This is a genomic window from uncultured Azonexus sp., from assembly GCF_937982035.1.
Taxonomy (GTDB): domain Bacteria; phylum Pseudomonadota; class Gammaproteobacteria; order Burkholderiales; family Rhodocyclaceae; genus Azonexus.
Genome location: NZ_CALJNI010000004.1, coordinates 262,577 through 283,706 on the forward strand (window position 1 = coordinate 262,577; position 21,130 = coordinate 283,706).

Annotated in this window: 22 protein-coding genes; 15 read left to right on the top strand and 7 right to left on the bottom strand. The window is 66.4% G+C overall.

From position 1 onward, the window contains the following. Positions 1-2 precede the first annotated feature (2 nt). From ccmE to Q0799_RS04035, 6 genes are all read right to left on the bottom strand, one after another. Positions 3-491, bottom strand: a complete 489-nt coding sequence (ccmE, locus tag Q0799_RS04010; RefSeq protein WP_298394525.1) for a cytochrome c maturation protein CcmE — start codon at positions 489-491, stop codon at positions 3-5. Next, complete coding sequence (gene ccmD, locus Q0799_RS04015) at positions 488-676, bottom strand: heme exporter protein CcmD (protein ID WP_298394528.1); 189 nt, start codon at positions 674-676, stop codon at positions 488-490. Before ccmD ends, ccmE begins: the two co-directional genes overlap by 4 nt. Then, positions 673-1,419 carry a heme ABC transporter permease CcmC gene (ccmC, locus tag Q0799_RS04020; protein WP_298394531.1) on the bottom strand — a complete coding sequence of 249 codons (747 nt, stop codon included), beginning with the start codon at positions 1,417-1,419 and terminating at the stop codon, positions 673-675. The genes ccmD and ccmC overlap by 4 nt, the downstream gene beginning before the upstream one ends. Next, positions 1,416-2,084 carry a heme exporter protein CcmB gene (gene ccmB / locus Q0799_RS04025; RefSeq protein WP_028993720.1) on the bottom strand — a complete coding sequence of 223 codons (669 nt, stop codon included), beginning with the start codon at positions 2,082-2,084 and terminating at the stop codon, positions 1,416-1,418. The genes ccmC and ccmB overlap by 4 nt, the downstream gene beginning before the upstream one ends. 11 nt (positions 2,085-2,095) lie before the next feature. Beyond that, the gene (gene ccmA / locus Q0799_RS04030; protein ID WP_028993719.1) at positions 2,096-2,710 is read right to left on the bottom strand and encodes a cytochrome c biogenesis heme-transporting ATPase CcmA; all 615 of its coding nucleotides are present in this window, start codon (positions 2,708-2,710) and stop codon (positions 2,096-2,098) included. 124 nt (positions 2,711-2,834) lie between these two features. Then, on the bottom strand, positions 2,835-3,833 hold the full coding sequence (locus Q0799_RS04035; protein WP_298394538.1) for a cytochrome-c peroxidase: 999 nt from the start codon (positions 3,831-3,833) through the stop codon (positions 2,835-2,837). 163 nt (positions 3,834-3,996) lie between these two features. Between Q0799_RS04035 and Q0799_RS04040 the strand changes: the two genes are divergently transcribed. Continuing rightward, positions 3,997-4,902, top strand: coding sequence for a hydrogen peroxide-inducible genes activator (locus tag Q0799_RS04040; RefSeq protein WP_298394540.1), 906 nt, complete (start codon positions 3,997-3,999; stop codon positions 4,900-4,902). On the opposite strand, the gene Q0799_RS04045 is transcribed toward Q0799_RS04040, so the two are convergent. Next, positions 4,884-9,152, bottom strand: a complete 4,269-nt coding sequence (locus Q0799_RS04045; RefSeq protein ID WP_298394543.1) for an EAL domain-containing protein — start codon at positions 9,150-9,152, stop codon at positions 4,884-4,886. The genes Q0799_RS04040 and Q0799_RS04045 overlap by 19 nt on opposite strands. 251 nt (positions 9,153-9,403) lie before the next feature. Between Q0799_RS04045 and Q0799_RS04050 the strand changes: the two genes are divergently transcribed. The 14 genes from Q0799_RS04050 to hybE (Q0799_RS04115) all read left to right on the top strand — a co-directional run bounded on the left by Q0799_RS04050 (position 9,404) and on the right by hybE (Q0799_RS04115) (position 21,114). Continuing rightward, on the top strand, positions 9,404-10,495 hold the full coding sequence (locus Q0799_RS04050; protein WP_298394546.1) for a hydrogenase small subunit: 1,092 nt from the start codon (positions 9,404-9,406) through the stop codon (positions 10,493-10,495). 1 nt (position 10,496) lies between these two features. After that, entirely contained in the window at positions 10,497-12,293 is a 1,797-nt protein-coding gene (locus tag Q0799_RS04055) for a nickel-dependent hydrogenase large subunit (protein WP_298394549.1), read from the top strand. 22 nt (positions 12,294-12,315) lie between these two features. Beyond that, positions 12,316-13,020: a Ni/Fe-hydrogenase, b-type cytochrome subunit gene (gene cybH, locus Q0799_RS04060; RefSeq protein WP_298394552.1), complete on the top strand. Its 705-nt coding sequence runs from the start codon at positions 12,316-12,318 to the stop codon at positions 13,018-13,020. 89 nt (positions 13,021-13,109) lie between these two features. Next, the gene (locus Q0799_RS04065) at positions 13,110-13,721 is read left to right on the top strand and encodes a HyaD/HybD family hydrogenase maturation endopeptidase (protein WP_281981583.1); all 612 of its coding nucleotides are present in this window, start codon (positions 13,110-13,112) and stop codon (positions 13,719-13,721) included. Continuing rightward, complete coding sequence (gene hypC / locus Q0799_RS04070; protein WP_298394557.1) at positions 13,721-14,023, top strand: HypC/HybG/HupF family hydrogenase formation chaperone; 303 nt, start codon at positions 13,721-13,723, stop codon at positions 14,021-14,023. The genes Q0799_RS04065 and hypC overlap by 1 nt, the downstream gene beginning before the upstream one ends. Beyond that, positions 14,020-14,478 (top strand): hypothetical protein, encoded by a 459-nt coding sequence (locus Q0799_RS04075; protein ID WP_051295202.1) that lies wholly within the window; start codon positions 14,020-14,022, stop codon positions 14,476-14,478. The genes hypC and Q0799_RS04075 overlap by 4 nt, the downstream gene beginning before the upstream one ends. Next, positions 14,475-15,338 carry a hydrogenase expression/formation protein gene (locus tag Q0799_RS04080; protein ID WP_298394565.1) on the top strand — a complete coding sequence of 288 codons (864 nt, stop codon included), beginning with the start codon at positions 14,475-14,477 and terminating at the stop codon, positions 15,336-15,338. Before Q0799_RS04075 ends, Q0799_RS04080 begins: the two co-directional genes overlap by 4 nt. 8 nt (positions 15,339-15,346) lie before the next feature. Then, positions 15,347-15,556, top strand: a complete 210-nt coding sequence (locus Q0799_RS04085) for a rubredoxin (RefSeq protein WP_298394568.1) — start codon at positions 15,347-15,349, stop codon at positions 15,554-15,556. Next, on the top strand, positions 15,553-16,029 hold the full coding sequence (gene hybE, locus Q0799_RS04090; RefSeq protein ID WP_298394570.1) for a [NiFe]-hydrogenase assembly chaperone HybE: 477 nt from the start codon (positions 15,553-15,555) through the stop codon (positions 16,027-16,029). Before Q0799_RS04085 ends, hybE (Q0799_RS04090) begins: the two co-directional genes overlap by 4 nt. Further along, a complete protein-coding gene (locus tag Q0799_RS04095; protein ID WP_298394573.1) occupies positions 16,026-16,925 on the top strand; it encodes a hypothetical protein in 900 nt (299 codons plus the stop codon). The genes hybE (Q0799_RS04090) and Q0799_RS04095 overlap by 4 nt, the downstream gene beginning before the upstream one ends. Beyond that, positions 16,918-17,259 (top strand): hydrogenase maturation nickel metallochaperone HypA, encoded by a 342-nt coding sequence (gene hypA / locus Q0799_RS04100; RefSeq protein ID WP_281981569.1) that lies wholly within the window; start codon positions 16,918-16,920, stop codon positions 17,257-17,259. Before Q0799_RS04095 ends, hypA begins: the two co-directional genes overlap by 8 nt. Before the next feature lie 17 nt (positions 17,260-17,276). Next, complete coding sequence (gene hypB / locus Q0799_RS04105; protein WP_298395005.1) at positions 17,277-18,326, top strand: hydrogenase nickel incorporation protein HypB; 1,050 nt, start codon at positions 17,277-17,279, stop codon at positions 18,324-18,326. Next, entirely contained in the window at positions 18,323-20,620 is a 2,298-nt protein-coding gene (gene hypF / locus Q0799_RS04110; RefSeq protein WP_298394578.1) for a carbamoyltransferase HypF, read from the top strand. The genes hypB and hypF overlap by 4 nt, the downstream gene beginning before the upstream one ends. Then, positions 20,617-21,114 (top strand): [NiFe]-hydrogenase assembly chaperone HybE, encoded by a 498-nt coding sequence (hybE, locus tag Q0799_RS04115; protein WP_298394581.1) that lies wholly within the window; start codon positions 20,617-20,619, stop codon positions 21,112-21,114. The genes hypF and hybE (Q0799_RS04115) overlap by 4 nt, the downstream gene beginning before the upstream one ends. The last annotated feature ends 16 nt before the right edge of the window (positions 21,115-21,130 follow it).

Consider the following 21,130-nt stretch of genomic DNA (forward strand, 5'->3'; position numbering starts at 1 on the left):
GCTCAGTAGCTCGCTTTCGGTTGTGCTGCCTTGGCCGCTTCTTCTTCGGCCTGACGTTGGACGCCGCGGACATGGGCGTCGTTGAGCGCCTTGGCGGCTTCCGGCGGCATGTAGTTTTCGTCGTGCTTGGCCAGCACTTCCTGGGCCTTGAACGTGCCATCCGGCAGCAGGCGGCCCTGGGCGACGGCGCCCTTGCCTTCCATGAACAGGTCGGGAAGGATGCCGACGTAGTCGACCGTGATGTCGGATTCCGAATCGGTGATGGCGAAGCGGATGGTCACGCCGTCGGCCTGGCGCTGGATGCTGCCTTCCTTGACCAGCCCGCCGATGCGGAACAGCTTCTCCTGCGGGGCTTTACCCTGGGCGACGTCGGTCGGCGAGATGTACAGCGCGATGTTGCTGTTCAGGGCGTTCAGCACCAGCGCGGCGATGATGCCGACGAGCGCGATCGCCCCGCCGATCAGGGCGAGTTTCTTGTGGCGTGACTTCATGCTTCGGTACTCCGGGATTCTGCGCGCAACTGGCGCTTCAGACGGGCGACGGTGGTCTTGCGCTGGCGCGCGACGGCGATCGGTTCGATCACCATGATCAGTGCCGTGACGCCAAAGGAGCCCCAGACGTAGAGCCCGTAACCACCCATGGCGAGGAAATCGGAAAAACTGTTCCAGTGGATCATGCCTTGCCTCCCGTCAGTTCGGCCCGGACCCAGTCGGTATGGCACTCCCGTTCAAGAATGATGGTGCGCACCCGGGCCAGGGCCACGGCGATCGAATACATCCAGAAGGCCAGGGCCATCAGCAACATGCCCCAGAGCATGATTTCGGCCATCGACGACTTGGTCAGGTTGACGCTGGAGCCTTGGTGCAGGGTGTTCCACCACTTCACCGAGAAATAGATGATGGGAATATTGACCACGCCGACCAGCAGCAGGATGCCGCCGGCCTTGTCGGCGCGGCGGGCGTCGTCGATGGCGGCGACCAGCGCCATGTAGCCGATGTAGAGGAAGAGCAGGATCAGTTCCGAAGTCAGGCGGGCATCCCAGACCCACCAGGTGCCCCACATCGGCTTGCCCCACAGCGCGCCGGTCCATAGCGAGAGGAAGGCCATCAGCGCGCCGGTCGGGGCCAGGGCCTGCGCCATCATGCCCGACAGGCGGGTGTTGAAGGCCAGCCCGATGGCGGCCCAGAAGGCCATCACCAGATAGATGAACATGCTCATCCATGAGGTCGGGACATGCACGAAGATGATCCGGTAGCCCTCGCCCTGCTGGAAGTCGGTCGGCGCGACGAGCATGCCGATGTACAGGCCGGCCAGCCCGAACAGGGTGCCGGCGGCGATGAACCAGGGGATCATTTTCCCGGCCAGCGGGTAGAAGGTGGCCGGAGACGAGAAGCGGTAGAGGTTGAAGCGGTCGTTCATTCGAGGGCGATCTTCAGGGCCGCAGCCGACGCCCAGGGGGCGAAACCGATTGCAGCGATGGTCATTGCAGCGAGCAGTGATAGATGTCCTTCCCCCCCGAGACCGGACACCGTCGCGTCAACTGCGCCAGCCCCGAATATTAGCACCGGAATGTAGAGCGGGAGAACAAGTAAGGACAAAAGTACACCGCCGCCGCGCAGGCCCAGCGTCAGCGCTGCGCCGATGGCGCCGATGCCGGACAGCGCCGGCGTGCCGAGCAGGATGGCGCCGGTGAGCACGAGCAGGGCTTCGCCGGAAAGGTCGAACTGGATACCGAGGACGGGCGCGATCAGGGCCAGCGGCAGGCCGGAAACCAGCCAGTGAGCGATTACTTTCCCGGTAACCACCAGGCCAAGCGGGTGTGGCGACAGCGCCAGTTGTTCGAGTGTGCCGTCGCGATGATCGTCGGCGAACAGCCGGGGCAGCGACAGCATGGTTGCCAGCAATGCCGCGACCCATAGCACGCCGGGGGCGAGCTGGCGCAGCAGGTCGAGTTCGGGGCCGATGCCGAGCGGGAACAGGCTGACGACGATGATGAAGAAGAACAGCGCCGAGACGATGTCGGCCTGGCGGCGCATGGCCAGTTTCAGGTCGCGGGCAATGACGGAGAAGACGATGTTGGACATGGATTCCGTTCTCAGCCGATGCGTAGTTCGCGGACCGTGCCGGCGGGAATGGCAACCGGCTGGTGGGTGGTCATCACAGCCATGCCGCCGCGTTGCAGGTGGCCGGAGATGATGCCGGCCAGCCAGTCGACGGCGGCGACGTCGAGGGCGACGAAGGGTTCGTCGAGGATCCACAGCGGCCGCCGGTCGATCACCAGGCGGGCCAGTGCCACCCGGCGTTTCTGGCCTTGCGACAGGTATTTGCAGGCCAGGTCCTCGCGCCCGGCGAGACCGACCTGTTCGAGTGCGTCGATGGCATCGTCCTCGGACAAGGCTTCGCCGGCTAGGCGGGCGGCGGCGAGCAGGTTCTCGAGCGGCGTCAATTCTTCTTTGATGGCGTTCAGGTGGCCGAGGTAACAAAGGGCGGCGTGGTACTCGTCCGCCTGCTTGCGGATGGGTTTGCCGTGCCAGCGGATTTCGCCGGTTTCCGGGGGCAGCAGCCCGATCAGCATGCGCAGCAGGCTGGTCTTGCCGGCGCCGTTGCGGCCCTGCAGGTAAAGGAGTTCGCCTGCGTCCAGCGTGAAGCCGAGGCCTGAGAACAGGCGGCGCTCGCCGCGCACGCATTCCAGATTGTCAGCTTCCAGCATGTTGGATACCCGGGAAAATCAGGTGCAGATTATGGACGCGCAAGTGTACCGACAGATTGAGGTGAATCAAACAGGAAAAAAACGGGGGCCGAAGCCCCCGAAAATAGAGAGGTAGGACGACCGGTCAGTTGAACGGCGTCGGACGCGGGGTCGAATCCGAAGACGGCGGCAGGATCGGCAGCATGAAGGTCGGCTGGTCGCCGGTCAGGGTCTTCAGGAAGGCGACGATCTTGGCGTTTTCGTCCTTGGTGAACTTCTTGCCCAGTTGCAGGCGGCCCATGACGTCGACGGCTTCGGTCAGCGTGTTGGCGGCACCGTCGTGGAAGTACGGATAGGTGAGTTCGACGTTGCGCAGGGTCGGTACCTTGAAGTTGAAGCGGTCGGCATCCTTGCCGGTCACTGCAGCGCGACCGTCAGGCATGTTGCCCTTGTACGGCTCGACCAGGCCCATCTTCTGGAAGGAATTGCCGCCGACGGCCTCGCCGTTGTGGCAGGCGATGCAACCGACATCCTTGAACAGCTTGTAGCCTTCCTGTTCTTCCTTGGTCAGTGCCGTCTTGTTGCCGAGCAGCCACTGGTCGAAGCGGGAGTTCGGCGTGACCAGGGTCTTTTCGAATTCGGCGATGGCGGTGGTGACCTGGTCGATGTCGATCTTGTCCTTGCCGAAGACCAGCTTGAACTCGCGGACATAGGCCGGGATCGATTCGAGGACGTTGATGGCCAGGGTGTGCGTGAAGGCCATTTCGCCCGGGTTGGCGATCGGGCCGCCGGCCTGGGCCTTGAGGTCGGCTGCGCGGCCGTCCCAGAACTGGGCCAGGTTCAGGCTGGAGTTGAGTACGGTCGGTGCGTTGATCGGACCTTGCTGCCACTTGTCACCGACCGAGGTCGGGATGTTGTCGGTACCGCCCATCGACAGGTTGTGGCAGGTGTTGCAGGACATGATCCCGGACTTGGACAGGCGCGGATCGAAATAGAGCTTCTTGCCCAGTTCGACCATGCCGATGTTGATGCTTGCCGGCGGCTTGATCGGCTGGATCGGTTCGTCGGCAGCAGCCAGTGCAGCGGACTGAATGGCGATGCCGGATACCAGGGCGACGGCTGTCGACAGAATGGTATGTTTCATCGTGTTTCTCCCTCGTTGATAAAAGTTGTCAGGTCATTGTCCCGATGCTCGATATGCCAGGTTTGATCCAAGTCAATGTTTTTCATGGGTTTCAACTATAGTGGTCATAGGTAGACCCTATAAGCGATGAGGGTATGATCCATGCCCGGAGGATGTGAAACGGATGACCTTGACCGAATTGCGCTACATCGTGGCTCTTGCCCAGGAAAAGAATTTCAGCCGTGCTGCCGAACGTTGTTCGGTCAGTCAGCCGACGCTCAGCGTGGCCATCGCCCGCCTGGAAGACGAGCTCGGTGTACAGTTGTTCGAACGGGGCAAGGGCTTCGTCAGCCCCAGCCTGGTCGGTGCCCGGGTCGTCGAACAGGCGCAACTGGCGCTGGAGGAAGCCGAGAAAGTTCGCCAGATCGCCCAGCGCGGCCGCGACCAGCTCGACGGTACGTTGCGGCTTGGCGTCATCCATACCATCGGCCCCTACCTGCTGCCGCAATTGATCCACTCGCTCAAGGCGGTGGCGCCCAACATGCCGCTGGTGATCGAGGAAAACATGACGGCCAACCTGGCCGACATGCTGCGCGACAACGATATCGACGTGGCCATCCTGGCCCTGCCCTTCGATCTGCCCGGCGTACTCACCCGGCCCCTCTACGACGAGGTGTTCAAGGTCATCGTACCGCGCGGCCACGTCTGGGAGACGCGCTCGGCGATCGCGCCGGAGGAAGTGGCCGGCGACGAAGTGCTGCTGCTCAAGGCCGGCAACTGCTTTCGCGATCAGGTGCTGGGCGCCTGTCCGCAGGTCAGCAGTCCGGAAACCGACATCCGCCTCGGCCACTCGATCGGCACCATCCGCTGCATGGTGGCGTCGGGTCTGGGGGTGTCAGTGCTGCCCGACGGTGCGCTCCAGCATCCCTACAGCAACGACATGATCAGCGTCATCCCGTTTACGCCGCCCGAGCCGTCGCGCCGGGTGGCCCTGGCCTGGCGCAGCTGCTTCGTCCGGCCGAAGGCCATCGATGCCCTGCTGGCCGCCGTCCGCGGGCTGGATTCGCCGGCTTACCGCCTTCTGGTCTGAGCGCCGAGCAGGATTTCCGCCTGCAGTTCCTGCAGCAGGTGCGCCAGTTCGCCGCTGGCTTCCCTGAGTTTCTCCAGCAGCTCCGGGATGGCTTCGGGCAGGCCGGCCTGTCTGGCGTTGAGGATGTGCCTGGCCATTTCGTGCAGACGGTGATGTGTTGCGTTGATCTGCGCGAAAACCGGGATGTGTCCGTAGCGTCGTGTGCCGGCGCCGTGATACCAGCGGCCGAAACCGCAGGCTCGTTCGTCCAGTTCCGGGATCGGCAGCAGGCCGCTGTCGTCGGCCAGGTGGCTGTCCAGGGTTTTCAGCCAGCGGCGGTGGTCGACTTCGGCGATCAGCAGCGGCAGGTCTTCGCGCGACCAGGCAAAGGACGAAGCTGAACTCCACAGGTCGTCGGGCCGGAAATTCCCGATCCAGTCAGGTAGTTCGCTTGCCGGCATGGGGCGGGCGATGCCGAAGCCCTGGGCCAGGTCGCAACCGAGTAGCAGCAGGACCAGTCCGTGTTCGACGCTTTCCACGCCTTCGGCGATCACCTGGCGGCGGAAGGCCCGGGTCAGGCCGATGACGCCTTCGACGATGGCCAGATCCTCCGGGTCGTCGAGCATGTCACGGACGAAGGACTGGTCGATCTTGAGCATTTCGGCCGGCAGGCGGCGGAAATAGGTCAGCGAGGAATAGCCGGTGCCGAAGTCGTCGAGGGCGAAACTGACGCCGAGTTTGCGGCAGGTTTCGAACAGTTCGGCGGCCCGGCCGACATCCTCGATGGCGGCGGTTTCGAGGACTTCCAGCTCAAGGCGTTCGGGGAGCACTTCGGGGTGGGCGGCGAGTTCGGCGGCCAGCATGTCGGCAAATTCCGGGTGCTGCAGATGTTCGCCGGCAATATTGATGCTCAGCGCCAGATCGAGGCCGGCCTGTGCCCAATGGGCAAGCTGATCGAGGGCGGTGCGGATGACCCAGTTGCCGAGATCGATGGCCAGCTCGCTGCCTTCGACCGTCGGCAGGAAGTCCTGCGGCAGCAGCAGGCCGCGTTCCGGGTGTTGCCAGCGGATCAGGGCTTCGGCGCCGATCACCCGGCCCTGGCGCATGTCGACCTTGGGCTGGTAATGCAGGGTGAATTCACCGCTCGCGAGCGCTTCACCGATACGGGTGATGTCCTCCCGACGCTGCCTGGCGCGCCGGTCGTTCTCCGGGTCGAACAGGTGGTGGCGGTTGCGTCCGGCCTGCTTGGCTACGTACATGGCCTGGTCGGCGTGGCGCAGCAGGGTATCGGCATCGGAGCCGTCGTTGGGGTAAAGCGTGACGCCGATGCTGGCGGAAATGCTTGCCTCGCCGCCGGGAACGGCAAAGGGGCGGGTCAAGGTCGTGGCAATCCGGTTCAGGGCCTGGTCGCATTCGTGGATGTCGCCGAGCCCGGCCAGCAGCAGCACGAATTCGTCGCCACCCAGGCGGGCAACCGTGTCGCCGCCGCGCACGCAACTCTTGAGCCGTTGTCCGACCTCGATCAGCAGGCGGTCGCCGGCGGCATGGCCGTACTGGTCGTTGACCGGCTTGAAACCGTCGAGGTCGAGATAGCAGACCGCCAACAGTCCGTGCGTGCGTGCCGCCTGGGCCATGGCCAGTTGCAGGCGGTCGGCGAGCAGCATGCGGTTGGGCAACTGGGTCAGGGCATCGAAATGCGCCAGGTGTTCGAGCCGCTGCTGGTGTTCCTTGAGCACCGTGATGTCGGAAAAAATGCCGACAAAGTGCGTGATCGTCGAGTCCGGGCTGCGGACGGCGGAGATGGTCAGCAGTTCGACGAAGATCTCGCCGGATTTCTTGCGGTTCCAGACTTCGCCGCGCCAGTGTCCGTGATGGCGAATGGCATGCCACATCTCGCGGTAGAAGGCGCTGTCGTGGTGACCGGAGTTGAGCAGGCCGGCGTTCTGGCCGATGGCTTCGTCCCGGCTGAAACCGGTCAGTTCGCTGAAGGTGGGGTTGACCTCGACGATGCGGCCGCTGACATCGGTGATCATGATGCCTTCGTGGGCGTTGGCGAAAACGCTGGCGGCCAGGCGCTGGCGTTCCTCCAGGACCTGGCGTTCGAGCGCCAGTGCGAATTGCCGGGCCATGGCCTGCACCGCCTGGCAATTGGCCTCGGAAATCTGCTCGGTATGGCGGCCGGCCAGGTTGAGGCAGGCAACTGCCTGACCGTCGACGACGATGGGCTGGATCAGCAGGCAGCGCAGGCCTTCCGCGCTGATGTACTCCGGCGCCAGCAGGCTGCAGTCCTCGTGCTGGCTGCAGCAGTGCCGGCAACTGCAGATGACCTTGTGCTCCTGGATCAGGCGTGCCTGACGGGAATCTGCCGGGTAATAGCGGATCTGCTCGATGAAATGCTCGGACAGACCGCGCTGGGCGAGCAATTCGTAAGCGCCGCCCGGCGCTTGCCAGTAGATGCCGCCGCAATCGAATTCGGGGAAACGCAGCGACAGGTCGAGCATGGTGGCCAGCAGCCCGGTATGGTCGCTGCCGGCGGCCAGGGCGTTGGCCAGGTCGCGCTCGATGCCCAGGCGCAGTTCTTCCGCACGGCTGGCACCGATATTGATGGCGCTGGCGATGACTGCCGCTTGCCCGGCGTAGCGGGTGGCAGTCATCTGGACGCGGATCAGGGTGATTTCGCCGGAGCGTGTGCGGCCCCAGTATTCGATGGCTTGCGGTTCACCGGCGGCGGCTGCGCGGATGGCCGCGGCCACTTCGCCGGGCGGATTCATGCCGGCGACGGCCATGTCGTCCGGCTTGCGACCGCGGAGTTCGGCACGGGGATAGCCGCACATCTGCTCGGCGGCCTGGTTGGCGTCGAGGAAATAGCCGTCGGCATCGAGCACGAACAAGGCATTGGCGACGGTTTCGAACAACTGGTGGAAGGTGTTCCGGCTGTTCTGCAATTCCGCCGACTGGCGCTGCTGGGCAATCAGCAGGGTGGCCAGCTGGCTGGCCTGATGTACCGTGGCGCGGATGCTTTCGGGCAGGCGCCCGCTGTTCTCTCGGTAGGCGGCAAACGTGCCGAGCAAGGTCTGATCCGGGCCGATCAGGGCCTCGGCCCAGCCCGAGCGGCCGCCGAACAGGCGGGCGAAGTCGCGGTAACGCTCGCCCTCCGGTTGGGCAAATACATCCTCGATGAAGGCTTCGCCACGGCGCCAGGCGGCGGTGCCGGAAACGCCGACGCCCTCGCCGATTTCCGCTGTCGCCAGAATTTGCTGGGCGGCTTCGGGCAGGCTGGGCGCAGCCGCCAGGCGCAAGGTCCTGCCGTCCGGGTTGGCCAGCATGATCGCGCACTTGATGCCGGGAACCTCGTGTTCGGCCGACAGGACGACCAGTTCGAGCAGGTTTTCCAGGCGTTCGCCGCGCAGCATGCCGGCCATGGCTGCGTTGCGGATCAGCAGGGCTTCGTCGTAGCGCGTCTGCAGGCCGCGTTGTTCGCTGACCGCTTCGTCGAGCAGGTCCATTTCCAGCGGCCGGATCAGGCTGTGCTCGGTGAGCAGGCCGATCAGGCGGTTGTCGCGGTCGACCACGGTCAGGTGGCGGATGCGGGCCTCCAGCATCATCGCCGCCGCATCGGCTGCCGAGGTCTCGGGACGAACGCTGGTCAGCGGCTGGGTCATCACCGCCTCGAGCGGCGGATTGCCCTCTTCGTTGAGGTAGAGCCGGACCACGTCGCGTTCGGTGACGATGCCGCAGGCCCGGGGGCCGTCCATGACGACGACGCTGGTCGCCTTGGCGGTTTCCATGGCCTCCAGTGCCTGGTTCAGGGTCGCGGTCCGCGGCAGTCGGGGAAAGACCCGTTCCATGAGGCCTTCGACGGTGTTCAGGTGGCGATAGAAGTCGAGCCCGAAGAAGCGCCGGAAATCGGTTTCGCTGACGATGCCGAGTAGGCTGTCGTCGTTGCCGGTGACGACCAGGTGGCGGATGCCCAGGCGCGTGGTCTGGCGGAAGGCGGCGCGGACGTCGGTGTCGTGCCGGACCGTATGCACCGGTGCGGTCATGAATTTCCGTACCGAGCGGCTGGAATCGTCGTGCTGGCGCATGGCGTGCAGCATGTCGCGCTCGGTCAGGATGCCGGCAATGCGTCCCCGGTCGACCACCACGACCGAGGAGATCCGGGACCGGATCATCATTGCGGCAGCAGTCGCCAGCGTGGCATCGGGGGCTACGCTGTCGGCGTGCAGCGTCATCAGGTCGGCAACGGTGGGCATGGCCGCGATTGTAGTCAAGCGCACGGTCCCTGTCTTGATCCAGCGCAAGTGCGGCGAATGCTCCGGCGGTGGGGCAATCCGGGATGGGTGGAATCAAGATATCCACTTATGGATTTCATGTTTCCACCTGAATGTCCGGATGCTCGGGCTTTCCGCGCGATGCATTTGTCAATTCGATGATTTGAAAGGGTAAATCCGGTTTCTCCTCCGATGGCACAGGCCTTGCGATGCGATCGCCACGCAAGTTCTGACCAACGGGGGGAAGCGCTGTGACCGAAACCTTTTACGATGTGCTGCGCCGCCAGGGAATTTCCCGGCGCAGCTTCCTGAAATTCTGCAGCCTGACCGCGACTTCGCTCGGCTTGGGTAGCGCCGCCGCGCCGCGCATTGCGCAGGCCATGGAAACCAAGCCGCGCACGCCGGTCCTGTGGTTGCACGGGCTGGAATGTACCTGCTGTACCGAATCCTTCATCCGCTCGGCGCACCCGCTGACCAAGGATGTCGTGCTGTCGATGCTGTCGCTCGATTACGACGATACGCTGATGGCCGCTGCCGGCCACCAGGCCGAGGAAATCCTCGAAGAGGTGAAGCGCAAGTACAAGGGCCAGTACATCGTCGCCGTCGAGGGCAATCCGCCGCTCAACGAGGACGGCATGTTCTGCATCCAGGGCGGTCGTCCCTTCATCGAGAAGCTGCGCGAGACCTGTGCCGACGCCAAGGCCATCATCTCCTGGGGGGCCTGCGCTTCCTACGGCTGCGTGCAGGCCGCCAAGCCGAACCCGACGCGCGCCACGCCGGTACACAAGGTGATTTCCGGCAAGCCGATCATCAATGTCCCGGGCTGCCCGCCGATCCCCGAAGTGATGACCGGTGTCGTCACCTACATGCTGACCTTCGACCGCATTCCCGAGCTTGATCGCCAGGGTCGGCCGAAGATGTTCTACGGCCAGCGCATCCACGACAAGTGCTATCGCCGTGGCCACTTCGACGCCGGCCAGTTCGCCGAAGCCTGGGACGACGAGGGTTCGCGCAAGGGCTACTGCCTGTACAAGATGGGCTGCAAGGGGCCGACCACCTATAACGCCTGCTCGTCGATGCGCTGGAACGGCGGCGTCAGCTGGCCGGTGCAATCCGGCCACGGCTGTATCGGCTGCTCCGAGGACGGCTTCTGGGACAAAGGCAGCTTCTACGACCGCGTCACCGACATCAACGCCTTTGGTGTCGAATCGAACGCCGATACCGTCGGCAAGGTGGCTGCCGGTACCGTCGGTGCGGCGATCGCCGCGCACGCGGCCGTGACCGCGCTGGCCCGCGCCCGCCAGAAGGCCGGCGAGACTGCAGAAGAGAAGGGAGAGAAGTAAGATGGCCGCCTACGAAACCCAGGGCTTCAAGCTCGACAACTCCGGCAAGCGCGTCGTCGTCGACCCGGTCTGCCGCATCGAGGGCCACCTGCGCGTGGAAGTGAACCTCGACAGCAACAACGTGATCCGCAACGCCGTGTCCACCGGCACCATGTGGCGCGGTCTCGAAGTCATCCTCAAGGGCCGCGATCCACGCGACGCCTGGGCCTTCACCGAGCGCATCTGCGGCGTGTGTACCGGCACCCATGCGCTGACTTCGGTGCGGGCGGTCGAGGATGCGCTGAACATCCAGATTCCCGAGAACGCCAACATCATCCGCAACCTGATGCAGCTGAATCTCTACATTCACGACCATCTGGTGCACTTCTACCACCTGCACGCGCTCGACTGGGTCGACGTGATTTCGGCGCTGAAGGCCGACCCGAAGAAGACCTCGGAACTGGCGCAGAGCATTTCCTCGTGGCCGCTGTCGTCGCCGGGCTACTTCCGCGACATCCAGAATCGCCTGAAGAAGTTCGTCGATTCCGGCCAGCTCGGCCCCTTCGCCAACGCCTACTGGGGTAATCCGGCGTACAAGCTGCCGCCGGAAGCCAACCTGATGGCGGTCACCCACTATCTCGAAGCCCTCGATTTCCAGAAGGAAATCGTCAAGGTGCACACCATCTTCGGCGGCAAGAACCCGCACCCGAACTGGCTGGTCGGCGGCGTACCCTGCGCGATCAACCTGGAGGGCGCCGGTGCCGTCGGCGCCATCAACATGGAGCGCCTGAACCTGGTCAAGAGCATCATCGACCGCTGCACCGAATTCGTCGAACAGGTCTACATCCCCGACCTGCTCGCCATCGGCTCCTTCTACAAGGGCTGGTTGTACGGCGGCGGCCTGTCGTCGAAGAACCTGCTGTCCTACGGCGACCTGCCCCTCAAGGCCAACGACTACTCGGCCGGCAACCTGATGCTGCCGCGCGGTGCGATCATCAACGGCAAGCTCGACGAGATCCACCCGGTCGACCTGCGCGATCCGGAACAGGTTCAGGAATACGTCGCCCACAGCTGGTACAAGTACCCGGACGAGAACCTCGGTCTGCATCCCTGGGACGGTGTCACCGAACCGAATTTTGTGCTCGGCCCGAACACCAAGGGGACCAAGACCAACATCAAGGAACTCGACGAAGGCGCCAAGTACTCCTGGATCAAGGCCCCGCGCTGGCGTGGCCACGCCATGGAAGTCGGCTGCCTGCCGCGGATGGTGCTCGGCTACCTGCAGCCCAAGCAGTACCCGGAAATCCACGGCCTGGTCGAAGGCGCGCTCAAGCACCTCGACGTGCCGGTCACCGCGCTGTTCTCGACGCTCGGCCGGACCGCCGCGCGCGGTCTGGAAACGGCCTACTGCGTCAAGCTGCAGGCGCGCGAATTCGACCGCCTGATGGCCAACCTCAAGGCCGGCGACCTGAATACCGCGAACATCGACAAGTGGGAACCGAAGACCTGGCCGACGGAAGCCAAGGGCGTCGGCTTCACCGAAGCCCCGCGCGGTGCGCTCGGTCACTGGATCAAGATCAAGGACACCAAGATCGACAACTACCAGTGCGTCGTGCCGACCACCTGGAACGGCGGTCCGCGTGACCACAAGGGCCAGATCGGCGCGTTCGAGGCCTCGCTGATGGACACTCCGGTGGCCAAGGCCGACGAGCCGCTGGAAATCCTGCGCACGCTGCATTCCTTCGATCCCTGCCTGGCCTGCTCGACGCACGTGATGAGCCCGGACGGACAGGAAATGACGACGGTCAAGGTCCGCTGAGCGGTCCGGAAAGGAGGCAATCATGCTTTCACAACAGGACATGCTGGAGGCCGAACGGCACGGCCGGCAGGTACGCTCGATCTATGTCTATGAGGCGCCGGTGCGTCTGTGGCACTGGATCAACGCGCTGTGCATGGTGGTGCTGGCGGTGACCGGCTATTTCATCGGCCTGCCGTTGCCATCCGTGCCCGGTGAGGCGGCGGAGAATTTCCTGATGGGCTACATCCGCTTTGCCCATTTCGCCGCTGCCTACATCTTCGCCATCGGTCTGCTCGGTCGCATCTACTGGGCGCTGGTCGGCAATCATCATGCGCGGCAGATCTTCAAGCTGCCGATCACCAACCGGGACTGGTGGAGCGAAGTCTTCTTCGAACTGCGCTGGTATCTCTTCCTCGAGAAGACGCCGAAAAAGTACGTCGGCCACAACCCGATGGCGCAGCTGATGATGTTCTTCTTCTTCACCGTGTTGTCGGTCGGCATGGTCCTCACCGGTTTCGCGCTGTACAGCGAAGGCACCGGGTTGGGCAGCTGGGCCGACAGCCTGTTCGGCTGGGTCATTCCGGCGCTCGGCGGGTCTATGCAGGTACACAACCTGCACCGGCTGGGCATGTGGATCATGATGACCTTCGCGGTCGTGCATATCTACGCGGCGATCCGTGAAGACATCATGAGCCGGCAGTCGTTGATCTCGACCATGGTCAGTGGCTGGCGGATGTTCAAGGACTGAGCGGACAAAGATTTACCTTGCGTTAGGTTCGCCCCGGTCAGCCTGGCTGCCCGGGGCATTTTTCCCCAGGGGAAAGCGAGAACAAGCGGATGAAAAAACGGATACTCGTACTCGGCATCGGCAACCTGCTGTGGGCCGACGAAGGTTTCGGCGTGCGTTGCGTCGAGGCGCTCAACGCCGGCTGGTGCTTCCCGGACAACGTCACGGTCATGGACGGCGGCACGCAGGGGCTCTACCTGCTGCCCTACGTGCAGGAGGCCGACTGCCTGCTGGTTTTCGACGCGGTCGATTACGGCGACACGCCGGGCGACCTGCGCGAGGTGGTCGGCGACCAGGTGCCGCGTTTCATGGGCGCCAAGAAGATGAGCCTGCACCAGACCGGTTTCCAGGAAGTGCTGGCGGCCGCAGCGTTGACCGGCAAACTGCCGGCCGAACTGGTGCTGATCGGCGTCCAGCCCGAAGAGCTCGAGGACTACGGCGGCAGCCTGCGCGACGTGGTCAAGGCGCAGATGGTGCCGGCGCTGAACCTGGCGCTCGACTGGCTGGAACGCTGGGGCGTCGTCGGCAGCATCCGCGAAGGCGCGGCCGAGGCGATCACCGACCGGGCGCTGGCCATGGACGTCTACGAAGCCGGCCGGCCGCCGGCCGACCAGGCCTATCGCCTGGGGGACGCCCGTTTCCTGAACGCGGAAGCCGCCTGATGTGCCTCGGCATACCCGTCGAGGTGCTGGCCTGCGGCGAGCATTTCGCCCGCTGCCGGGGGCGTGACGGCGAGGTCAGCATCGACATCCGCCTGGTCGGCGCGCAGCCGCCGGGCACCTGGCTGCTCTGCTTTCTCGACGCCGCCCGCGAGGTCATTCCGGCCGAGCGTGCCGCCGCCGTCAATGCCGCACTGTCGGCGCTGAGCGCGGTCAATGCCGGCGAGACCGATCTGTCCGCCTTCTTCGCCGACCTCGACCGCGAACCCCAACTCCCCGAATTCCTGAGGACATCCTGCCCATGATGCTCGAACTGAAAGCCGGCGCCACCTCGCTCGAACGCCTCGAAGGCGCCATTGCCCGGATGCAGCAGAAACACGGATTCGTCCGCGTCGCTGCCGACGCTCCGCAATTTCCCGCCGGCCTGGCCGCCCTGCTGCTCACCGACGATCCGCAGCGCAACCTGGAAGTGCTCGACGCCTGCGTGATCTTGCCCGAAGCGCTGAACGGCCTCGGCGCCGACGTCGCCCGCCTGGTCGCCGGTCCGGAAGCCAGTGCCGCGCTGATGCAGCGCTTCGCCGTGGCGCGTGCGCCGGCGGTCGTTTTCCTGCGCGATGGCGATTATCTCGGCAGCCTCAACGGCATCCGCGACTGGCAGGAATACCGCGACGAAGTCGCCCGCCTCGCCGCCGGCCCGGCCCGGCCGCGCCCGATTCCCATCCCGGTGCGTGACGCCGGAACCTCTGGAGCCTGCGCATGAATCCCGCTTCCTTACGTCCCTTCCCGATTCCCGTCGTTGCCCTCGGCCCCGGTTCGCAGGACGATGACGGCCCGGCCTACCTGGCCATGCCGCAAGGCATGCAGACCTTTTCGGCGCCCTATCTGCCCGACGGCGCCGCCCCCGATGCCGTTGCCGCCGTGCTCGGCCTGCTCGGCGATTTCGTCGACCAGGCGGCAGCGCGCGGTCTCGACGGTGCGGCCAGCATCGACCTGCTCGGCCTGGACCCGGCGGTTCGCGACCTGATCAACCAGTCGCTCGGTTTCGGCGAAGTCAGCGCCTTCACCACCGCGCCGCGTCACTGGCGCGTCCAGGAAACTGCTTTCGCCGGTTTCTGGCGCGTGCTCGAAATCGCCGACGACGGTCGTTTCCTCAGCGACCGCCTGCAGACCGGCGCCATTCCCGACGTCCTCGCGGCGACCATGAACGCTTGCGCCGGCAGCGAACTGGCCGCGCCCGACTACCCGGTCGGCTGCATGAACGCGCCGGCGCTGGTCGAGGAAATCCGCATGCAGGCCGCTGCCTGGCGGCCGGGGCAAGGTGCGCACGTGATCAACCTGAGCCTGCTGCCGGTCAGCGAGGCCGACCTCGACACGCTCTACGGCTGGCTCGGCCACCGCGAGGTGTCGATCCTGTCGCGCGGCTACGGCAACTGCCGGATCACCAGCACGCGCCTGAAGAACGTCTGGTGGGTGCAGTACTTCAACAGCATGGACGTGCTCATCCTCAACTCGATCGAGGTCGGCGGCATGCCCGAGGTGGCACTGGCAGCGCCCGAAGATTTCGCCGATTCGGTGCAGCGGCTGCAGGAATACCTCGAGATGATGGCCGAAAACGCGTGAGTGCAGCCATGAACGAGCGCATCTTCGAAGGCAGCTTCCGTGCCGTGCAAGCCGACGACCGCCTCGAATGCGGCATCTGCTGGTGGGTGTACGATCCGGCCGAAGGCGACGACGTGCGCGGCATTCCGGCCGGCACGCCCTTCGCCGGATTGCCCGACGACTGGTGCTGTCCCGGTTGCGACGCGCCCAAGCACAAGTTCATGGTCATCGCTGCGTGAAATTCTGGCCAGACGATCCGGCGGCCGACATCGAAGCCGTCTTTGCCGACATCGCGGCGACGCGCATGGCCGGCCTGCCGATCTGCAATCCGGCGCTGCAGGTCGAGGCCGTCGGCTTTCGCCTGGCCGGGCACGGTCACTGGACCGGCGCCCTGGTCACGCCGTGGGCGATCAACCTGCTCTGCCTGCCCGGCCACGCCGACTGGCCGGCGGCTGCTGCCGGCAGCCATTACGACTGGGCCTTTCCGTCCGGCGTCTATGAATTCATCGTCGCCGACGAGGCCCGGCTCGGCCGCTACCACCTCTGTTCGCTGTTCTCGCCAGCCGGCGAATTCGCCAGCCACGAGCAGGCCCGGCTGACCGCGCTGGCGGCGATCACCGCGCTGTTCAACGAGCCGCTCGCGGCGCCGCCGGAGCAGCCGGTGGACGTGCCACCGCCCAGTCGGCGCGCCTTTCTGGGATTGCGCGGATGAATCCGGCCGGCTCGCTGATCATCCGTGCCGCCTTCGCCGAAGGCGGCGTACACATCGACGCGGTCATTCTCGAACGGCCGGCGATGACGCGGCTGTTCGTCGGCCAGAACCCGGACGCCGCGGTCCGCCTGATCCCGCATCTTTACGCGCTGTGCGCTGAAGCACAGCGCGTCACCGCGCGTGCCGCCCTGGCCGCCGCCGAAGGGCGCAGCATCGTTTGCGATGCCACCGATAACCGCCTGCTGTGGCTGGAAGTGCTGCATGAAAACCTGTGGCGGCTGCTGCTCGACTGGCCGGTGGCCTGCGGCCTGCCGGCCGCGCGCGATGCCTTCATCGCCTGGCGCAGCGACCGTCTCGGCGTCGATGGCACGCTGGCGACCCGGCGGCTGATCGACGAAACTCTGTGCCCGTTGGTCGACCGCTGCCGGCGTATTCTTGATGATCGCGGCGTTGCGCCGAGCTGGCCGCAAGCCGATCCCGCCGCCTGGCTCGCCTGGTGGCAGGGCAGCGTATCGACCCGGCCCAGGACGCCGCCGCCGCACGACATTGCCGCCACCTACCTGGCCCGCGTCGCCGACGTCGCCCGGGCCGCCGCTGCGCTCGACGCCGGCCAGCCATTCCCGTTGCTCGCCGCCGGCGGCGACGGGCTGGGCGTGGCGCAGAGCGTCACCGCCCGGGGCATCCTGACGCACGCAATCGCCGTCGAGCAGGGGCGGGTGAAGCGGTATCATCTCGAAGCGCCGACCGACGCCTGTTTTGCCGGCCGCGAGGCGCTGGCGGCATTGCTCGCCGGGCGTCGTTTCGACGCCGCGGCAGCGGCCCGGATCGGCCTGGAAACAGCAATTCTGGCGCTCGATCCGTGCCTGCCCTACGAAGTGGAGTGGAAAGATGCATGAAATGTCGCTGGCCGAAGGCATCATCGAACTGGTCGAGGACACCGCGCGGCGCGAGAACGCCGCCCGGGTCGGCCTGGTCGTGCTCGAAATCGGCCAGCTGTCGTCGGTCGAACCGGAAGCGCTGCGCTTCTGCTTCGATGTTGTCACCAAGGGCGGCATCGCCGACGGCGCGGCGCTGGAAATCGTTGCCGTGCCCGGCGCCGGCTGGTGCATGCCGTGCGGGGCAACGGTGCCGATCAGCGAGCGTTACGGCGCCTGCCCGGTCTGCGGCAGCCATCAGGTGCAACCCACGGCCGGCACCGAGATGCGGGTGCGGGAAATCGCCATCGAATAAGAATCAGGAGACCCATGATGTGTACAGTTTGCGGCTGCGGTGACGGCGAAGTGAAAATCGAAGGCAGGGCGCACGCGCACCGCCATGTCCATGCCGACGGAACGGTGCACGAGCACGGCCACGCGCACGATCACGAGCATGCGCACAGCCACGACGGCGAAATTGCCGGCGCCCACGGCCACGCGCATACGCACGCCGACGGCACGACGCATGTGCACGAGCACGTCCACCACGGCGAGCATGCCCACGCACACGGTCATGACCACGATCACCACCACCACGGCGACCTCGACTACGGCAGCGGCCCGGCACGCGCCCACGTGCCCGGCATGAGCCAGGCACGCATGGTGCAGATCGAGCGCGACATCCTGTCCAAGAACGACGGCTACGCCGCCAAGAACCGCGCCTGGTTCGACGAGCACGGCGTCTTCGCGCTCAACCTGGTGTCCAGTCCGGGCTCGGGCAAGACGACGCTGCTGGTCAAGACCATCGAGGCGCTGCAGGCGCGGCTCGCCATCGCCGTCGTCGAAGGCGACCAGCAGACGACCAACGACGCCGAGCGCATCCGCGCGACCGGCGCCCCGGCGCTGCAGATCAACACCGGCAAGGGCTGCCACCTCGACGCGCACATGGTCGGCCACGCCATGGAACGCCTGCAGCCGGCCGACGGCTCGCTGTTCCTGATCGAGAACGTCGGCAACCTCGTCTGCCCGGCCGCCTTCGACCTCGGCGAGCAGCACAAGGTGGCCATCCTCTCGGTCACCGAGGGCGAGGACAAGCCGCTCAAGTACCCGGACATGTTCGCCGCCGCCGACGTGATGCTGCTCAACAAGTGCGACCTGCTGCCCTACCTGCAGTTCGACGCCGACCTCGCCGAAGCCAACGCCCGCCGCGTCAATCCGAAGCTGACGGTGTTCCGTGTTTCGGCGACCAGCGGTGAGGGCATGGCCGACTGGCTGGCCTGGATCGAAGCCGGCGTCGCCGCCCAGCGCGCCCGCCTGGCCGACAATGTCGCCGCGCTGAAGGCGCGCATCGCCGACCTGGAGCGACAGCTGGCGGCCAAGTGAGCGCTCGCCTGCTGCACATCCGCGGCCTCGTCCAGGGCGTCGGTTTCCGGCCCTACGTCTGGCGGCTGGCCGGCGAACTCGGCATCGCCGGCTGGGTGCGCAACGACGGCGACGGCGTCACGCTGCTTGCCGCCGGCGCGCGGCTGAACGACTTCCTCGCCCGGCTGCCGCGCGAAATCCCGCCGCTTGCCCGCATCGACGCCATCGACAGCGCGGCCAGCGACGAACGACCGATGCCTGGCTTCGTCATCCGCGACAGCGTCGCCGGCGCGGTGCGCACCGCCATCGGCCCGGACGCGGCGATCTGCCCGGACTGCATCGCCGACCTCTGTGACCCCAAGGGTCGCCGCTGGCGTTACGCCTTCACCACCTGCACCCATTGCGGTCCGCGCCATACCGTCAGCGCCGGCATTCCCTACGACCGCGCGCGGACCAGCCTGGCCGCTTTTCCGCTGTGCGCGCCGTGCACGAGCGAATACACCGACCCGGCCGACCGCCGCTTTCACGCCGAAACCACCTGCTGCCCGGATTGCGGACCGCAGTTGCAACTGCTCGATGAAAATGGCGCCGATCTTGCGGCCGGCGGTGACGATCCGATTGCCGCCACGCTCGCCCTGCTGCGCGCCGGCCGCATTGTCGCGATCATGGGCCTGGGCGGCTTTCACCTCGCCTGCGACGCGCGCAATGCCGACGCCGTCGCCGAACTGCGCCGACGCAAGGCGCGCGAGGCCAAGCCTTTCGCCGTGATGGGCCTCAACCCCGGCGCGCTCGCCGCTTTCGCCGAGCTCGGTGACGGCGAGCGGGCGCTGTTCGCCGATGTCGCCGCGCCCATCGTCCTCTGCCGCAAGGGCACCGCCGAACTGGCCGGCGTCGCCCCCGGCCTGCCCTGGCTTGGCGTCATGCGCCCGGCAACGCCTTTACACCTGCTGCTCTGGCACGAAGCCGCCGGTCGTCCGGCCAATACCGACTGGCTCGCCGAGGAAAACGAGCTGCTGCTGGTGATGACCAGCGCCAACCCGCAGGGCGAACCGCTGGTCACCGGCAACGCCGAAGCCTTGCAGCGCCTGAACGGCATCGCCGACGCCTTTCTGATGCACGACCGCGACATCGTCGTCCGCTGCGACGATTCGGTGGTCCGCGTGGCCGATGGCGCGCCGGCCTTCCTGCGCCGCGCCCGCGGTTACGTGCCGCTGCCGATTCCGCTCGCCGACGACGGCCCGCCGGTGCTGGCGCTCGGCGCCCACCTGAAGAACGCCGTCTGCGTGCTGCGCGGGCGTGAGGCCTTCGTCTCGCAGCACATCGGCAGCCTCGACAACGCGGCGACGCTGGCTTTCCTCGAAGAAACCGTCGCCCACCTGCTCGCCGTGCTCGACGTCAAACCGGCGCTGATCGTCCACGATCTGCACCCCGACTACGCGTCGACCGCGCTGGCCCTGCGTCTGGCCGGCGAACTCGGCGTGCCGTCGCGTGCCGTCGGCCATCATCACGCGCATGTTGGCGCGATCTGCGCCGAACATGGCGTCAACGGCCCGCTTTTGGCGCTGGCGCTCGACGGCGTCGGTCTCGGCCCCGACGGCGGCGCCTGGGGTGGCGAACTGCTGCGCGTCGACGGCGCTGACTGCCGTCGCCTCGGCCACTTGCGCCCGCTGGCGCTGCCCGGCGGCGACCGCGCGGCGCGCGAGCCGTGGCGGATGGCGATTGCCGCGCTGCACGGTGCTGGCCTCGGCGACCAGGTCGCCGGCTGGCTGGCGCGCACCTGGCCGGAACGCGAGGCCGGCCCGCTGCTGACGCTGCTCGACCGGCAACTGCGCTGCCCGCCGACTTCCAGCCTCGGCCGCTGGTTCGACGCCGCCGCCGGCCTGCTCGGCGTGCGCGATGTTTCGCTGTACGAAGGGCAGGCGGCGATGGAGCTCGAAGGCCGGGCGGCGGCGCACGGCCCGGTCGAACCCTTGGCCGGCGGCTGGCGGATAGCCGGCGATATCCTCGACTTCTCGCCGCTGCTACTGGCGCTGCTCGACTGCCGCGATGCCGGGCAAGGCGCCGCGCTGTTCCACGCCACCGTCGCTGCCGGCCTTGCCGAGTGGGCGATGTTTGCGGTCGACCGCGAAAAACTTGCGAAAATGGCGGTCGGCGGCGGCTGCGCGGCGAACGCAATCCTCCTAGACGCGCTGCGCCGCCGTTTGACGGCGGCCGGCATCGAAGTCCTCGAAGCGCGCGCCGTCCCCGCCGGCGACGGCGGCCTGGCGCTGGGTCAGGCCTGGGTCGCGCGGCGGATGCACGGAGAAAACGCATGAACGATCTGGCCAGCGCCGCCATCCACACCGACAATCCGGCGCCGTGCGTGCTCGCCCGTTACCGACGCTGGCAGGCCGCCCTGAACAGCGGCCACCCCGGTCTTTCGGTCGACATCGCCGGCTTCCGGCGCTATCGCGGCGACTGGATCGGCGCCGTCGTCACCCCGTGGTTCATCCACCTGCTGCTGCTCCCCGGCGGCGGCGAACTGTGGCGCGAACTGCCGTCCGAGCAGACGCTGCGTGTCGGCTTCCCGGCCGGCGATCTCGACCTGGTCAGCGAGCGCGGCGACGACCCGGACCTGCCGGCAAGCTTCTTCGTCCCCATCCTGGCGCCGGTCGACGAACTCGCCGATCAGGACGCTGCGCTGCGTACCGCGATGGACGCGCTGCATCTGCTTTTCGAACCGCCGGCCGCTGCGCCGGCGCCGACGAACCCCGAACCGTCGCCGGTTGACCGGCGCGGCTTCTTCCGCCGCCTGGCCGGGCGCGGTTGAACTCCTCCGAAAGGAA

What these genes read in the sequence shown, in the direction of transcription:
- cybH (WP_298394552.1), top strand. Translation starts at nt 12,316, where the DNA reads ATGCTTTCACAACAGGACATGCTGGAGGCCGAACGGCACGGCCGGCAG.
- ccmA (WP_028993719.1), bottom strand. Translation starts at nt 2,710, where the DNA reads ATGCTGGAAGCTGACAATCTGGAATGCGTGCGCGGCGAGCGCCGCCTG.
- ccmC (WP_298394531.1), bottom strand. Translation starts at nt 1,419, where the DNA reads ATGAACGACCGCTTCAACCTCTACCGCTTCTCGTCTCCGGCCACCTTC.
- hypA (WP_281981569.1), top strand. Translation starts at nt 16,918, where the DNA reads ATGCATGAAATGTCGCTGGCCGAAGGCATCATCGAACTGGTCGAGGAC.
- ccmD (WP_298394528.1), bottom strand. Translation starts at nt 676, where the DNA reads ATGATCCACTGGAACAGTTTTTCCGATTTCCTCGCCATGGGTGGTTAC.
- hybE (WP_298394581.1), top strand. Translation starts at nt 20,617, where the DNA reads ATGAACGATCTGGCCAGCGCCGCCATCCACACCGACAATCCGGCGCCG.
- Q0799_RS04055 (WP_298394549.1), top strand. Translation starts at nt 10,497, where the DNA reads ATGGCCGCCTACGAAACCCAGGGCTTCAAGCTCGACAACTCCGGCAAG.
- Q0799_RS04065 (WP_281981583.1), top strand. Translation starts at nt 13,110, where the DNA reads ATGAAAAAACGGATACTCGTACTCGGCATCGGCAACCTGCTGTGGGCC.
- hypB (WP_298395005.1), top strand. Translation starts at nt 17,277, where the DNA reads ATGTGTACAGTTTGCGGCTGCGGTGACGGCGAAGTGAAAATCGAAGGC.
- Q0799_RS04075 (WP_051295202.1), top strand. Translation starts at nt 14,020, where the DNA reads ATGATGCTCGAACTGAAAGCCGGCGCCACCTCGCTCGAACGCCTCGAA.
- Q0799_RS04085 (WP_298394568.1), top strand. Translation starts at nt 15,347, where the DNA reads ATGAACGAGCGCATCTTCGAAGGCAGCTTCCGTGCCGTGCAAGCCGAC.
- Q0799_RS04080 (WP_298394565.1), top strand. Translation starts at nt 14,475, where the DNA reads ATGAATCCCGCTTCCTTACGTCCCTTCCCGATTCCCGTCGTTGCCCTC.
- hypC (WP_298394557.1), top strand. Translation starts at nt 13,721, where the DNA reads ATGTGCCTCGGCATACCCGTCGAGGTGCTGGCCTGCGGCGAGCATTTC.
- Q0799_RS04035 (WP_298394538.1), bottom strand. Translation starts at nt 3,833, where the DNA reads ATGAAACATACCATTCTGTCGACAGCCGTCGCCCTGGTATCCGGCATC.
- ccmE (WP_298394525.1), bottom strand. Translation starts at nt 491, where the DNA reads ATGAAGTCACGCCACAAGAAACTCGCCCTGATCGGCGGGGCGATCGCG.
- ccmB (WP_028993720.1), bottom strand. Translation starts at nt 2,084, where the DNA reads ATGTCCAACATCGTCTTCTCCGTCATTGCCCGCGACCTGAAACTGGCC.
- Q0799_RS04040 (WP_298394540.1), top strand. Translation starts at nt 3,997, where the DNA reads ATGACCTTGACCGAATTGCGCTACATCGTGGCTCTTGCCCAGGAAAAG.
- Q0799_RS04095 (WP_298394573.1), top strand. Translation starts at nt 16,026, where the DNA reads ATGAATCCGGCCGGCTCGCTGATCATCCGTGCCGCCTTCGCCGAAGGC.